13 protein-coding genes and 1 tRNA gene are annotated in these 13,251 nt (G+C 40.1%); 6 read left to right on the forward strand and 8 right to left on the reverse strand.

Annotated features, from left to right (window positions below; genetic code table 11):
- Nucleotides 1-33 precede the first annotated feature (33 nt).
- The 5 genes from ACFQZJ_RS14560 to alaS form a co-directional block, all read right to left on the reverse strand.
- On the reverse strand, nt 34-1,383 hold the full coding sequence (locus ACFQZJ_RS14560) for a rhomboid family intramembrane serine protease (RefSeq protein WP_379935567.1): 1,350 nt from the start codon (nt 1,381-1,383) through the stop codon (nt 34-36).
- Nucleotides 1,384-1,616: 233 nt separating this feature from the next.
- Complete coding sequence (locus ACFQZJ_RS14565) at nt 1,617-1,889, reverse strand: type II toxin-antitoxin system RelE/ParE family toxin (protein WP_379935568.1); 273 nt, start codon at nt 1,887-1,889, stop codon at nt 1,617-1,619.
- Nucleotides 1,879-2,118 (reverse strand): hypothetical protein, encoded by a 240-nt coding sequence (locus tag ACFQZJ_RS14570; RefSeq protein WP_379935569.1) that lies wholly within the window; start codon nt 2,116-2,118, stop codon nt 1,879-1,881. Before ACFQZJ_RS14570 ends, ACFQZJ_RS14565 begins: the two co-directional genes overlap by 11 nt.
- A gap of 180 nt (nt 2,119-2,298) precedes the next feature.
- Nucleotides 2,299-2,553, reverse strand: a complete 255-nt coding sequence (locus tag ACFQZJ_RS14575) for a type II toxin-antitoxin system RelE/ParE family toxin (protein ID WP_379935570.1) — start codon at nt 2,551-2,553, stop codon at nt 2,299-2,301.
- Between the two features lie 454 nt (nt 2,554-3,007).
- Nucleotides 3,008-5,623 (reverse strand): alanine--tRNA ligase, encoded by a 2,616-nt coding sequence (gene alaS / locus ACFQZJ_RS14580; RefSeq protein ID WP_379935572.1) that lies wholly within the window; start codon nt 5,621-5,623, stop codon nt 3,008-3,010.
- Between the two features lie 104 nt (nt 5,624-5,727).
- On the opposite strand from alaS, the gene ACFQZJ_RS14585 reads away from it, so the two are divergent.
- Genes ACFQZJ_RS14585 through ACFQZJ_RS14605 form a run of 5 tightly spaced genes read left to right on the forward strand, consistent with a single transcriptional unit; the run spans nt 5,728 to nt 8,915 of the window.
- Entirely contained in the window at nt 5,728-6,705 is a 978-nt protein-coding gene (locus ACFQZJ_RS14585) for a M23 family metallopeptidase (protein ID WP_379935573.1), read from the forward strand.
- Nucleotides 6,705-7,034, forward strand: a complete 330-nt coding sequence (locus ACFQZJ_RS14590) for a MerR family transcriptional regulator (protein WP_379935574.1) — start codon at nt 6,705-6,707, stop codon at nt 7,032-7,034. The genes ACFQZJ_RS14585 and ACFQZJ_RS14590 overlap by 1 nt, the downstream gene beginning before the upstream one ends.
- Nucleotides 7,035-7,084: 50 nt before the next feature.
- On the forward strand, nt 7,085-7,681 hold the full coding sequence (locus tag ACFQZJ_RS14595; RefSeq protein WP_379935576.1) for a LemA family protein: 597 nt from the start codon (nt 7,085-7,087) through the stop codon (nt 7,679-7,681).
- A 9-nt stretch (nt 7,682-7,690) separates the two neighbouring features.
- Nucleotides 7,691-8,128: a TPM domain-containing protein gene (locus ACFQZJ_RS14600; RefSeq protein ID WP_379935577.1), complete on the forward strand. Its 438-nt coding sequence runs from the start codon at nt 7,691-7,693 to the stop codon at nt 8,126-8,128.
- On the forward strand, nt 8,109-8,915 hold the full coding sequence (locus tag ACFQZJ_RS14605; RefSeq protein ID WP_379935578.1) for a TPM domain-containing protein: 807 nt from the start codon (nt 8,109-8,111) through the stop codon (nt 8,913-8,915). The genes ACFQZJ_RS14600 and ACFQZJ_RS14605 overlap by 20 nt, the downstream gene beginning before the upstream one ends.
- A 216-nt stretch (nt 8,916-9,131) precedes the next feature.
- Here the strand turns inward: ACFQZJ_RS14605 and der are convergent, their stop codons facing one another.
- From der to ACFQZJ_RS14620, 3 genes are all read right to left on the reverse strand, one after another.
- Nucleotides 9,132-10,436: a ribosome biogenesis GTPase Der gene (der, locus tag ACFQZJ_RS14610; protein ID WP_379935579.1), complete on the reverse strand. Its 1,305-nt coding sequence runs from the start codon at nt 10,434-10,436 to the stop codon at nt 9,132-9,134.
- A 76-nt stretch (nt 10,437-10,512) separates the two neighbouring features.
- Nucleotides 10,513-11,394 (reverse strand): GTPase Era, encoded by an 882-nt coding sequence (era, locus tag ACFQZJ_RS14615; protein WP_379935580.1) that lies wholly within the window; start codon nt 11,392-11,394, stop codon nt 10,513-10,515.
- A gap of 1 nt (nt 11,395) precedes the next feature.
- Nucleotides 11,396-12,748, reverse strand: coding sequence for an alanine/glycine:cation symporter family protein (locus ACFQZJ_RS14620; RefSeq protein WP_379935581.1), 1,353 nt, complete (start codon nt 12,746-12,748; stop codon nt 11,396-11,398).
- Nucleotides 12,749-12,935: 187 nt separating this feature from the next.
- Here ACFQZJ_RS14620 and ACFQZJ_RS14625 point away from each other — a divergent pair.
- Nucleotides 12,936-13,008, forward strand: a tRNA-Met gene (locus ACFQZJ_RS14625).
- The last annotated feature ends 243 nt before the right edge of the window (nt 13,009-13,251 follow it).

Here is a 13,251-nt window from a genome sequence, read left to right on the forward strand (position 1 = left end):
TTAAGGGAGGTGATCAGACCAAAATTGTAAAAATCATTTCGGATCAATTGATTTCTTATTGTAAGCAAGCATTAAAAAGTAACCAATTACAAACCCGGAAATCAGGCCGCCAAAATGAGCTGCGTTATCAATCCCTCCAATTAAAGTACCCAGTACAAGACTAACCCCTGCGTAAAAAATGAGAATCATCCAAATAAATCGTCGTACTTGAGAATCAAATACCTTAATTACCGTAAAGGCCAAAATAATTCCGAACAATCCAAAAATGGCACCTGAGGCACCAACGCTCACAACATTGTTGTTAAAATAAAAACTGGATAAACTTGCTAACAAACCACATGCTAAAAAAGACAATATCAATTTATGTTGACCAAGTTTTTCTTCCAAAACAAACCCACTCAATCCAAGTCCCATAATATTCATTAATAAATGTAAAGCACCTCCATGGATAAAAACAGAGGTTAATAATCTCCAATATTCACCATTTAAAACCTCTTCCTTTCTGCTTCCCCCAATTGCCAATAACTCATGACCAGTAGGCGAGATAATGTTGATTCCCATGACGATCATAACCAAAAAAGCAAAAATGTTTATCCAAACCAATAGGGCGGTCCCCTTGTATTCTCCCATAGGATTAAGAGCACGAAGGATTTCCTTTAAATCATCATCTTTTGAAGGTCTACCTGATTTTAATCGTTTTAACTCATCTTCATTTATTTGAGGAACTAGAACCATTATGAAAAAAATGAACGAGCCAATGGCAAAGGATCCAAAGGTCCATCCTAATGAATTATTACTTCTTTCCGTAAATGCATCTTTATGGGGAATCAATATTGTCAAATCCTGTCTATCTAGTTTAGGATACCTGAGCTGAATAGCATTTACATATCCATCTAGTTCATCGGAATGACGAAGTTTTTCAAAGTACCTGGCGCCATAAACATTATTGTGGTTGAATTGAATTTCCCAAGAGTCCATGAACTTTCTATAAGTCCTATTTTTTTCTGCCTCGGATAAGTAATTGCTCATGCTTGCCTTGTATTCGATTCCGTACCATACAGTATTGGATTTTTCAAAGGGAAGAGCAATAAATAGGGATATATTCAACCTATCGTTTGACCTCCCAGACGTTCTTGCGGTGGTATAGGATGTTTTTGAGTTTTTTTTCACAAGAAAGGACGATAACTTAAAGTATTTTTCCCCTACTACGTCATTAAGCTCCTCAATGGAACTAACTTCATATAAATCATATGAATTTGAAGCAGTATAATCTTGCGCATTGAGCAGGGAAGTAAAAATAGTTCCTGCCATTACGGCTTGATAGATAAAGTAACCACTATTATTATTACCCCGAACATTTAAAATACGTATTCTTCTTCTCATCCAAATGAGTATTGGAATCCACGGTAGTCCGAAGGGTATCCAAAAATTCAGCAAATCTTCTTTAATAGGTATGATGCCAAACCTAATGTCCAACAACCACCTAAGTAAGGTATATATGAAAACTGTTCCAATATAAACGACAAGAAAGGGCAGATAAACTTCTTGAAGCTTAGTTTTGAAGTTTTGTATCTTAATCTTTTGCAATTCGGTTAGGTTGGGTTTAATCAAATCCTTTATTTGAACTTTTGTTTATGATGTAACACCCTTAATATATAAACGGCATCATTGTGAACAATAAAATGGATTGAATATTTAAACGTATTAAAATGAGCCCTTCGAACATTTCGATAGTAAAACTGATAAAGAAATGGGTTGGCCTTTAAATATGCTATTTGGCTTTTAAAATCATTATCAAATATATCCTCTACACCAGAAACTTTATAATGACACTTTGCAGTTAAGAGATCCTTCTCGGCATCTTTTGATACATTAATTTCATATACCATTCCTACTCATTACTTCTTCAATAGAGGAAAATTCTATTTCATTATTATCAAATTTATTCAATAAACCATCCATCATATCGGTATACTCCTTTGAGGGAACTTCTAGCTTTTTAGCCTGCTCTATAGCTAAAAATTCTAAGTAGTTCTTAAGGCTACGATTTTGCCTTTTTGCTTCCGCTTCCAAAACAGAGATAATTGCTTCATCTAAGTGTAATTCCTTACGTATCATAATAGAAATATATTTATACGTACAATTTACGTATAAATATCGAATTTAATACAATTTGATCCTTCGTTTGAACTTTAATATTCCTGGTGCGGGTTCACACTGACTCTAACCCTTATCTTATTCCATCCTTTATTTAAACTTTAGCAATTCGTTTATTTTCTCCGGATTATCGAAATTACCCTATAAGTATTCAATCTCGATTGTGTCATCCAATATCCGATAAAACATAGTAGTATGCTTCGTAATAAATGCTTCCCGACTGATGTTATCATATTTAGAATCCTTGAACATCTCCGGATTCTCGATAATCAATTTAATGGTATGGTCTACAATATCGATAAAATTAGTGGTGATTTCTACGTTCCAAATACGCAATAGGTAATCGACTATTCCGTTGAAAAAATTGTCGGCCTCAACGGACCATTTCACATTCATGCACGCAGCTTTTTACGTACGTCTTCTATAACCTCTTGATGGTCTCTTGTTCTTCCATTTTTACTGTCCTCGCGACTAGCCCTCAGTACTTCCTTGATTTAAAAAGCCTTGGCTTCCTCAGGAAAAAGAATTGTGCTTAGGATTACCATTTGGTCAATGGTAAAATTCTTTTTTTTTGACCTTGTAGTAGAAAGTAGTGCGGGAAACTCCAAGTTGCTCGATCAAATACTCTTTCTTGTATTTACTATCATCGATATAACTATCTATATTTTCTAACAGATTCTGGTATCTATAAACTATGTCTAACATCTTTATAGTATTTGTCAACTTATATTAGACGAATATTCCAAAATAGTAAGACTTTTTTCTGATATTCTTGTTGAATTTCCTCCACTATGTGAACTCCAGGATTATATATTCATTAGGGAAACTTAGCGTCTGAACATAATTCTAATTATTTCAAATACCCCTTTACAGCTTCCAAAGCCTTATCTATCCCGGCGGGATTCTTACCTCCCGCGGTTGCAAAGAAAGGTTGTCCTCCACCTCCTCCTTGTATATGCTTTCCAAGCTCCCTTACAATTGTTCCCGCGTTCAGATTTTTAACGGCCGCCAATTCCTTGGAAATATAACAGGACAATAAAGCCTTGCCATTTTGCTCGGTTCCGAACAATAGAAATAGATCGTTCCGGTTTTGCCCCATTTCGAAAGAAAGGTCTTTGATGCCTGCCGCGTCCAAATCTATTTTCTTGGCCAAAAACTGCACTCCGTTTACCTCTTGCAATTCTTTTGCCAGATCACCCTTTAGATTTTTGGCCTTGTCCTTTAAAAGGCTGGCAATTTGCTTTTTTAATTCGGTGTTTTCCTCTTGCAGATTCACGACCGCCTTAACCGGGTCCTGTGCGTTCCCTAATACATCCTTGATTTCATAAAGGGAACGGTTGTTCTCAAAATAGAAATCCTTTACAGCATCGTATGTAATCGCCTCTATTCTGCGGATACCCGATGCAACAGCTCCTTCCGACCGTATTTTAAAATGCCATATATCCCTCGTGTTCTTCACATGGGTGCCGCCACAGAGTTCTACCGACTGTCCAAACTTGACCATCCTAACCGTATCCCCGTATTTTTCCCCGAACAAGGCCAAAGCTCCTGCATCCAAAGCTGTTTGCATAGGAATGTTCCGTTGCTCCTCAAACGGTAAATGACCCTCTATCCGCGCATTTACAAAATTCTCTACCTGGCGTAACTCTTCTACCGTTAGCTTTGCAAAATGAGAGAAGTCAAAACGCAGGTATTTGGAATGCACCGCAGAACCTTTTTGCTCTACATGCGAGCCCAAGACTTCTCGCAGTGCCTGATGCAACAAATGTGTTGCCGTGTGGTTGGCTTCTGTACGTTGCCGCTGTGTTGCATCTACTACGGCTCTAAAAGTCCCTTCCAGCTTTTGAGGAAGATTCTTGGCAAAATGCACTGTTTCATTATTTTCTTTCTTGGTATCTATGATATACACCACATCGCCATCTGCCGATTCCAAATATCCTTTATCGCCTGTTTGTCCGCCACCTTCTGCATAAAATGGGGTTAAATTAAAAACAAGTTGATACTGCACTCCGTCTTTTTTAGAGGTTATCTTTCTGTGCTTTACAATTTTAACATCGGATTGCAAGGCATCATAGCCAATAAATTCCTGTTCCTTATCATCGGCTAAAATATTCCAATCCTGTTTGGAAATTTCGGAAGCGGATTTGGAACGTTTCTTCTGTTCCTGCATCGCCTTCTCAAAACCGGCCTCATCCAAAGAAAAACCCTTTTCCCCTAAAATAAGTGCAGTAAGGTCTATGGGGAAACCAAAGGTATCATACAGTTCAAATGCCTTGGTACCGTCTACTGTTTTATCCTTTGAACTCTTTATGATGTTGTCCAAAAGCACCAAACCCTGATCTAGGGTCTTCAAAAAAGAATGTTCCTCCTCTTTTACTACGTTTTGTATCAACTGTTTTTGCTCGTTCAACTCAGGGAAAGCATCTCCCATAGTCTGTGTAAGTACATTCGCCAAGCGATACATAAACGGCTCTTTGGCTCCTAAAAAGGTAAATCCGTAGCGTACCGCACGCCTTAAAATCCTGCGGATCACATAACCCGCTCCCGTATTGCTGGGCAACTGTCCGTCTGCGATAGAAAAAGCCACTGCCCTAATATGGTCCGCGATAACACGAATGGCGATGTCCACCTCATCATCCTTCCCATACTCGGCGTTCGTAATAATTTCTATTTCTTTGATCAAGGGCGTAAAGACATCCGTATCGTAATTGGATTGTACATTTTGCAGCACCATGCACAAACGTTCAAAACCCATACCGGTGTCTACATGTTTGGCCGGTAGCGGCTCCAAGCTACCGTCCGCTTTACGGTTGTACTGCATAAATACCAAATTCCAAATTTCTACCACCAAAGGGTGGTCCGCGTTCACCAGGCTTGCACCCGATACTTTTTCTTTATCTTCCTTGGAACGTATATCTACGTGGATCTCCGAGCAAGGTCCGCAAGGCCCCTGGTCTCCCATCTCCCAGAAATTATCCTTTTTGTTCCCCATGATAATCCTATCCTCGGGTACGATCTTACGCCACAGATCAAAGGCTTCATTATCCTTTTCAAGTTTATCGGCATCGTTGCTTCCCTCAAAAACGGAAACATACAAACTGTCCTTATCAATCTTTAAAACATCGGTCAATAATTCCCATGCCCACGCTATCGCTTCTTCTTTAAAATAGTCGCCAAAACTCCAATTGCCCAGCATCTCGAACATGGTGTGGTGATAGGTATCCTTTCCAACCTCTTCCAAATCGTTATGCTTACCGCTTACCCTAAGACATTTTTGGGTGTCCGTTATCCGAAGATTCTTAGGCTTGTTGATTCCTAAAAAATACTCCTTGAACTGATTCATTCCCGCATTCGTAAAAAGCAAGGTGGGATCATCTTTGATCACCATGGGCGCAGAAGGAACTATTTTATGTCCCTTGCCTTCAAAAAATTGTAAAAATTGCTTTCGTATATCCTTGGAATTCATCTAAAATGCTAAGCTTTTACAAATTTTAACTGTTTGTAGAAAACAATTTTTATATTTGTTTGTTATGTTAAAAATAAACTACAAAAATAGCATAAAATCTAATCATGTCTAAGGTAAAATACTATTACGACCCAGACACGTTATCCTATCGGAAGATAGAACCGGAAAAATCTAGACGCTACCGCAATATTGTCTTTTTCTTTTTAGGGTCGTTTCTCTTTGGTTTTTTAGGTCTTATTTTACTACTGAACACCAATCTCATCAATACGCCACGAGAGCTTTCATTGGCGCGTGAGGTCAAGAACTATGAACTACAATTTGAGCTTTTGAACAAAAAGATGGAACACATAGAGGATGTTCTTGTTAATATAGAAGACCGAGATAATAATATTTACCGACTTTATTTTGAGGCCAATCCTATTCCAGAAGAGCAACGCCGTGCGGGTTTTGGAGGAATCAACCGGTATAAATCCTTGGAAGGGTTTAATAATTCCGACATGGTCATTGCAACTACCCAACGCTTGGACATCATTAAAAAACAGATGGCCATACAATCCAAATCCTTGGATGAAATCACAAAGTTGGCAGAAGAAAAAGAAAAATTGCTAGAGGCGATTCCTGCCATACAACCCATAAACAACGAAGAGTTAACACGTATGGCTTCTGGTTATGGTTGGCGTTCCGACCCTTTTACCAAGGCGCGAAAAATGCATTATGGTATGGATTTTACGGCCCCGAAAGGAACCCCGATCTATGCGACAGGAGATGGTGTCATTACAAGGGCCGACAACAACTCTTCCGGATACGGAAAACACATACGTATAGACCATGGCTACGGCTATTTAACACTGTATGCACACCTTAGCCAGTACAATGTTAAGAAAGGTAAAAAAGTAAAACGAGGCGACCTTATAGGTTTTGTAGGCAGTACGGGGCGTTCGGAAGCCCCACATCTACACTATGAGGTATGGAAAGACAAAGACCGTATTAACCCGCTAAATTTCTATTACGGAAGTTTATCACCAGAGGAATTTGAGAATATGCTGAAGTACGCAAACCAAGAAAATCAATCCCTGGATTAATGCAAATAGAACTCCCGGAAAAGAGATATTATGGCATTGGGGAGGTAGCCCGTGCCTTTGGCGTAAATACGTCACTTATTCGCTTTTGGGAAAAGGAGTTCGACGTGCTGCAACCCAAAAAAAACGCCAAGGGAAACCGAAAGTTTACGCCACAGGACATTAAAAATCTTCAACTCATCTATCACTTGGTCAAAGAACGAGGGTTTACCCTTGATGGTGCCAAAACACATTTAAAGGAGGAGAAGCAGAAGACCCTTTCCAATTTTGATATCATACAAAAATTAGAAGGCGTAAAGGCGGAGCTTATCAAAATAAAAAATCAACTATAAACACTATACCATGTTCCTTCCTTACGGGAACTATCTAAACCAATTTAATCATGAAAAAAGGAATTATTGCATTAATCGTACTGGGCGTTATCGCTTTTGGCTTATACCAATGGGGAGTTGGTTTTAACAATACCGCTATCGCCTTAAAAGAGACCTCTACCAAAACTTGGGCAAACGTAGAAAGTTCTTACCAACGTAGAAACGACCTTATAGGCAACTTGGTAAAAACGGTACAGGGAGCTGCCGATTTTGAAAGAGGTACCTTAACAGATGTTATCGAAGCACGTGCAAAAGCAACATCCGTGAGTATAGACCCAACCAACATTACCCCGGAACAACTGGCACAGTTCAACCAGGCGCAAAGTGGCCTAAGTGGTGCCTTGAGCAAACTTTTGGTCACCGTAGAGCGATATCCCGACCTTAAGGCGAATCAAAACTTCCTTGAACTACAATCGCAATTGGAAGGCACGGAAAATAGAATTAACGTGGCACGCGACCGCTTTAACGCAACCGTAGAGCCTTACAATCTGCATATTAAAAAATTTCCGAACTCTATTTTAGCAGGCTTCTTTAATTTTGAAGAACTCGCCTATTTTAAATCAGAAGCAGGTTCGGAACAGGCACCGGAGGTTAATTTTGATCTTTAATAATTACGTATGTCCCGAGTCGAAGATTTTTTGAGTGCCGAAGAGGAACAAGAAATTGTAGCGGCCATTCTGGAGGCGGAAAAAAACACCTCTGGCGAAATAAGGGTACATATAGAATCGCATACGCGCTTGGACCATTATGAACGTGCAAAGGAAGTTTTTCACCTCCTAAAAATGGACAACACCAAAGAAGAAAACGGTGTGCTCTTGTATGTAGCGGTTAACGACAGAAAGTTTGCTATTTGCGGTGATAAAGGGATAAATCGTGTAGTACCAAAAGATTTTTGGGAGTCTACAAAAGAAATTATCCAATCCCATTTTAAAGCGGGAAAATTTAAAGAGGGCATCCTACAAGGGGTTCTTAAAGCCGGAACCGAACTAGAAAAACACTTTCCTTGGGGACATGGCGACACTAACGAACTAAGCAATGAGATATCTAAAGGCTAGCCTTAGCTTCTTACTTTTACTGGCCTTTACCTCAACTTGGGGACAATTTCAAATACCCGAAAAACCAAAAAAGGAAACCAGCGTTTACGATTACATAAACCTGTTGCCGGTTGTTCAAAAAAATGCCCTGGAACAAAAACTGGTGCGCTACTCCGACAGTACCTCCACACAAATTGTAGTGGCAATAATTGCAAGTACGGAAGGTGAAAATATCACATATCTTGGAGCCCAATGGGGTCAGGCTTGGGGTATTGGGCAAGCCGGAAAAGACAATGGAGTTCTTATCCTTTTGGCTAAAGACGATAGAAAAATAGCCATAAATACCGGTTATGGTGTGGAAGGCAACCTTACCGATGCCCTATCTCGCAGGATCATAGAAAATGTAATTATTCCAGAATTTAAGACCGGCAACTATTATGACGGACTCAATAAAGGTGCAGACGTTATCTTCCAGGCTCTTAACGGCGAGTTCAAAGAAGACCGGGATTTTACCACCGAAGACGGGTTTCCGTTACGTGCCCTACTTCCTTTTCTGATATTTTTTATTATCCTGATCATTCTTTCCAAACGCAATAAAGGAAACGGTGGCGGCAATGGAGGTAGAAAAAACCGTGGACTGGACCTTTGGGACGTTATTATCCTAAGCAATATGGGGCGCAGCGGAAGAACCGGAGGAGGTTTCGGTGGCAGTGGAGGATTTGGTAGTGGCGGCGGATTTGGTGGCGGTTTCGGTGGCGGATTCGGCGGAGGCGGATTCGGTGGTGGTGGTGCATCCGGAGGGTGGTAGACTTTTGAAATTCCTACTTAAGCAAAGCTAAAGTGTTAGGTCCAAAGATTAAGACTATGCATCACAATATGATTCGGGTTATTGCATATCCTTCAAAGTCAAAAGGGGCATCCGTAGAGGATAAAAACTCCAATAGGATGACTTACAGCTATATGCCACAAGCAAACTCCTTTGCCCGAGTAGGTATATACATTTCGTCAAAGGCTAGTACGCCCCCTACTTCTTACGCATGTAAATGGTAATGGGAACTCCTGTAAAATCATACTCCTCGCGTATTTTATTTTCTAGATAACGCTTATATGGTTCCCTTACGTATTGCGGCAAATTACAGAAGAATGCAAACTGCGGATATTCGGTAGGTAGTTGTGTACAAAACTTAATTTTCACGTACTTTCCTTTGTATGCCGGCGGTGGGTAGTTTTCTATAATTGGCAACATGACATCATTGAAATTCCGTGTAATAATTTTTCTGCTACGGTTATTATATACCTCGACCGCAGTTTCGATCGCTTTAAAAATACGTTGTTTTGTAAGCACGGAGATAAATAAGATCGGTACATCAACAAAAGGCTCTATCGCTTGTTTTATACGCTGTGTATATTGCTTTATGGTATTGGTTTCCTTGTCCTCGACCAAATCCCACTTGTTTACTAAAATAACGATGCCTTTATTGTTTCGCTGCGCCAACCAAAAAATATTGGCCACCTGGCCGTCAAAACCCCGGGTCGCATCTACCAATATTAAACAAACATCGGCATGTTCTATGGCCCTTACGGAACGCATTACCGAATAAAATTCCAGATCTTCCTTGACCTTGGACTTTCTTCGTATTCCTGCCGTATCCACCAGATTAAACTCAAAACCGAACCTGTTGTATTTTGTATCGATACTGTCCCGTGTAGTTCCTGCAATATCGGTCACAATATACCTATCCTCACCGATCAAGGCATTTATAAAGGAAGATTTCCCGGCGTTTGGCCTCCCTACCACGGCAAATCTTGGCAGCACTGCTTCCTCCTCTTCTGTGTCCGGCAGCTTCTCTACCAAGGCATCCAACAACTCGCCCGTACCACTACCATTGATACTGGAAAGTGTGTAGTACTCCCCTAATCCCAGGGAATAAAACTCCACGGCATCCTCTTGGCGCATGGCATTATCTACCTTATTAATCGCAAGAAATACGGGTTTGTTCACCCTTCTTAACAATTTGGCCACATCTTCGTCCATTCCGGTAACTCCGGTCTCTACATCTACCATAAAAATAATGGCATCTGCCTCTGCAATAGCGAGTTCTACCTGCTTATCGATTTCCTTTTCAAAAACATCATCACTCCCCAGGATATAACCACCGGTATCGATGATAGAAAACTCCTTGCCGTTCCAATCACTTTTTCCATAGTGCCTGTCGCGGGTTACCCCACTAACGGCATCAACAATGGCTTCCCTTCGTTGAATCAATCTATTAAAAAATGTTGATTTACCTACATTAGGCCTTCCCACAATAGCTACGATAGCACTCATACCTCTAAATTTGGCTGCAAAGGTAGTATAAACAAAAGAATATGAGTGAGTTGATGGATAAATATAAAACTGGCACCTAATTATTGTACCCAAACCGTTTCAACTGCCTACTATCATTACGCCAGTTTTTGTTCACTTTTACATAGAGCTCTATATGCACTTGTTTATCAAAGAATTTTTCCAAATCTTTTCTAGATTCTACGCCCACTTTTTTGAGTGCACTTCCCTTATGACCAATAATGATTCCTTTTTGGGAATCGCGTTCTACCATGATAACGGAGCGGATACGGATAATCTCTTCGTCTTCGAAAAACTCTTCGGTCTCTACCTCGACAGCATAAGGAATTTCCTTTTTGTAGTACATCAATATTTTCTCACGGATTGTTTCGTTTACAAAAAAACGTTCCGGCTTATCGGTTAACTGATCCTTGGGATAATACGCGGGAGACTCTGGCAACAATTCCAAAATACGTTCAAAAACGCCCTTTATATTAAAGTTTTGCAAGGCCGATATAGGATGAATTTCTACCGTGGGCAATTGCTCTTGCCAATACTGTACTTGTTCTTCCAGCAATTCTTGTGTAGCCGTATCTACCTTGTTCAAAAGCAGCAGCACCGGAATTTTAGAATTTTTTATTTTATCGAAGAACCGCTCGTCCTTTAAGGCCTTTTCCCCTATTTCCACCATATAAAGTAAAACGTCGGCATCTTCAAAGGCCGATTTTACAAAATCCATCATGGAACTTTGTAAATCGTAGGCCGGTTTTATGATACCAGGCGTGTCGGACAATATCATTTGAAAATCGTCCCCGTTCACAATTCCCAAAATTCGGTGGCGGGTAGTCTGTGCCTTGGAGGTTATGATGGACAATTTTTCGCCCACAAAGGCATTCATCAAGGTAGACTTCCCAACGTTGGGGTTTCCTATGATATTTACAAAACCTGCTTTATGCTTCATTCTATTTCACTTTTAAAAAATAGGCTTTCATTGCCTCGTTTACTCTTGGTGCCAAATACAATACCGCTATCATATTTGGGATAACCATGAGCGCAAATGACAGATCAATAAGATTAATGACCAAATCTACCGACGCCACCGCAGCAAAAGTAATACTACCCACGTAAACGAAATTATAAAACTTCCCAATTTTCGCATTGCTTATAAAAGAAAGACATTTAGTACCGTAATACGAGTAGGTAAACAAAGTAGATAAAGCGAAAGCACTGACCACAACCATCAACAAAACCCCGCCATAAGGAATAGAACTTTCAAAGGCGTTCAAGGTCATGGCAATTCCGTTCGTTTCCGTCTCTAAGTGGGCGCCACTAATAATAATAACAACCGCAGTTAGAGAGCAGACAATAATCGTGTCTATGAAAGGCCCTAACATGGCTACTAATCCTTCTTGAATGGGCTCTTTTGTTTTGGACTGCCCATGGAACATAGGTGCTGTTCCTACTCCAGACTCATTTGAGAAAACGGCTCTTCGTATTCCGATTATAATCAATCCCCATAAGCCACCTGTTACAACTGTTTTTAGATTAAACGCTTCGGTAAATATTAATTTAAAAGAAGGCACAATCCCCGAAACATTGGTCAGCAGAATGTAGACTACGGCCATTAAATACACCATAACCATAAAGGGTACGATTGCAGTCGCTACCTTAGCTATCTTCTTTAGTCCACCAAAAATCACAAATGAGGTTATAACGGAAAGCACGACTCCTATTATTAATTTCCATTGAAAATCTCCCAATACCATAAAAACCTTGTCCGGTTCAATGACTTTCATCAAGGTTTGGGTAAACTGGTTGGTAGTAAACGCAGGCAACACCCCGAACAACCCTGCAATACAAAAGAAGACAGCAAGGGGTTTGGCCCTATTCCCCATCCCCTTGGTAATATAATACATAGGGCCGCCTTGTAGTGCTCCATCAGAATCCTCTCCACGAAACATGATCGATAAGCTACAAGAATAGAATTTGATACTCATCCCTATAATAGCAGTAATCCAAATCCAAAAAACGACACCCGGGCCTCCTAAATAAATTGCGATTGCAACGCCGGCAATATTTCCCATTCCTACCGTTGCAGCAACTGCTGAAGAAAGCGCTTGAAGATGACTAACCTCTCCTGGGTCATTTGGGTCGTCATACTTGCCAGCAGTAATTCGTAAGGCATGTTTAAAATACCGATAGGGCAATAATTTAGAATAAAACACCAAAAACAGACCGCCACCGATAATTAGGAAAAGCATAACCCACTCGGTGTAAGGCAGTATGCTCGACAAGAATTCATTAATTAGCTCCATGTATACATTAAAGAATGAGTTTAACTGGGTAATTTAGGAAATTTTAAACTGATAGCTTAAGAAATATTTATCAAATTAAGTTTTGATAGTCGCAAAAAAGCATCGTATATTTGCAATCCAAAATATGTCAGTCAACCTAATGAACTGAAAGCTTAAAAGCTAAGTTGACTATCTTGGAAACGCAAATCGCGGGATAGAGCAGTAGGTAGCTCGTCGGGCTCATAACCCGAAGGTCACTGGTTCGAGTCCAGTTCCCGCTACTAAAAACCACTTCTTACGAGGTGGTTTTTTTATAGGAAAAATCACTGGTTCCCCCGAAATTTCGGGGCAGTTCCCGCTACTAAGAACCACCTTCCACGAGGTGGTTTTTTTATGGGGAAAAGTCAATGTTTCCCCCGAAATTTCAGGGCAAGTCATAAATTTGCGGGATTTTGAATTTAGGCAAAAGGAGTAGTTAGTCCAAAAAATAAGAATTCTAAATTCCATACGTATCTAAACGCTGT

The organism is Maribacter chungangensis (genome assembly GCF_042676845.1).
GTDB lineage: Bacteria > Bacteroidota > Bacteroidia > Flavobacteriales > Flavobacteriaceae > Maribacter > Maribacter chungangensis.

Coding starts and splice junctions, on each gene's coding strand:
- ACFQZJ_RS14620 (WP_379935581.1), bottom strand. CDS start 12,748: ATGGAGCTAATTAATGAATTCTTGTCGAGCATACTGCCTTACACCGAG.
- ACFQZJ_RS14575 (WP_379935570.1), bottom strand. CDS start 2,553: ATGAATGTGAAATGGTCCGTTGAGGCCGACAATTTTTTCAACGGAATA.
- ACFQZJ_RS14560 (WP_379935567.1), bottom strand. CDS start 1,383: ATGAGAAGAAGAATACGTATTTTAAATGTTCGGGGTAATAATAATAGT.
- ACFQZJ_RS14600 (WP_379935577.1), top strand. CDS start 7,691: ATGTCCCGAGTCGAAGATTTTTTGAGTGCCGAAGAGGAACAAGAAATT.
- era (WP_379935580.1), bottom strand. CDS start 11,394: ATGAAGCATAAAGCAGGTTTTGTAAATATCATAGGAAACCCCAACGTT.
- ACFQZJ_RS14585 (WP_379935573.1), top strand. CDS start 5,728: ATGTCTAAGGTAAAATACTATTACGACCCAGACACGTTATCCTATCGG.
- ACFQZJ_RS14565 (WP_379935568.1), bottom strand. CDS start 1,889: ATGGTATATGAAATTAATGTATCAAAAGATGCCGAGAAGGATCTCTTA.
- ACFQZJ_RS14595 (WP_379935576.1), top strand. CDS start 7,085: ATGAAAAAAGGAATTATTGCATTAATCGTACTGGGCGTTATCGCTTTT.
- alaS (WP_379935572.1), bottom strand. CDS start 5,623: ATGAATTCCAAGGATATACGAAAGCAATTTTTACAATTTTTTGAAGGC.
- ACFQZJ_RS14605 (WP_379935578.1), top strand. CDS start 8,109: ATGAGATATCTAAAGGCTAGCCTTAGCTTCTTACTTTTACTGGCCTTT.
- ACFQZJ_RS14570 (WP_379935569.1), bottom strand. CDS start 2,118: ATGATACGTAAGGAATTACACTTAGATGAAGCAATTATCTCTGTTTTG.
- der (WP_379935579.1), bottom strand. CDS start 10,436: ATGAGTGCTATCGTAGCTATTGTGGGAAGGCCTAATGTAGGTAAATCA.
- ACFQZJ_RS14590 (WP_379935574.1), top strand. CDS start 6,705: ATGCAAATAGAACTCCCGGAAAAGAGATATTATGGCATTGGGGAGGTA.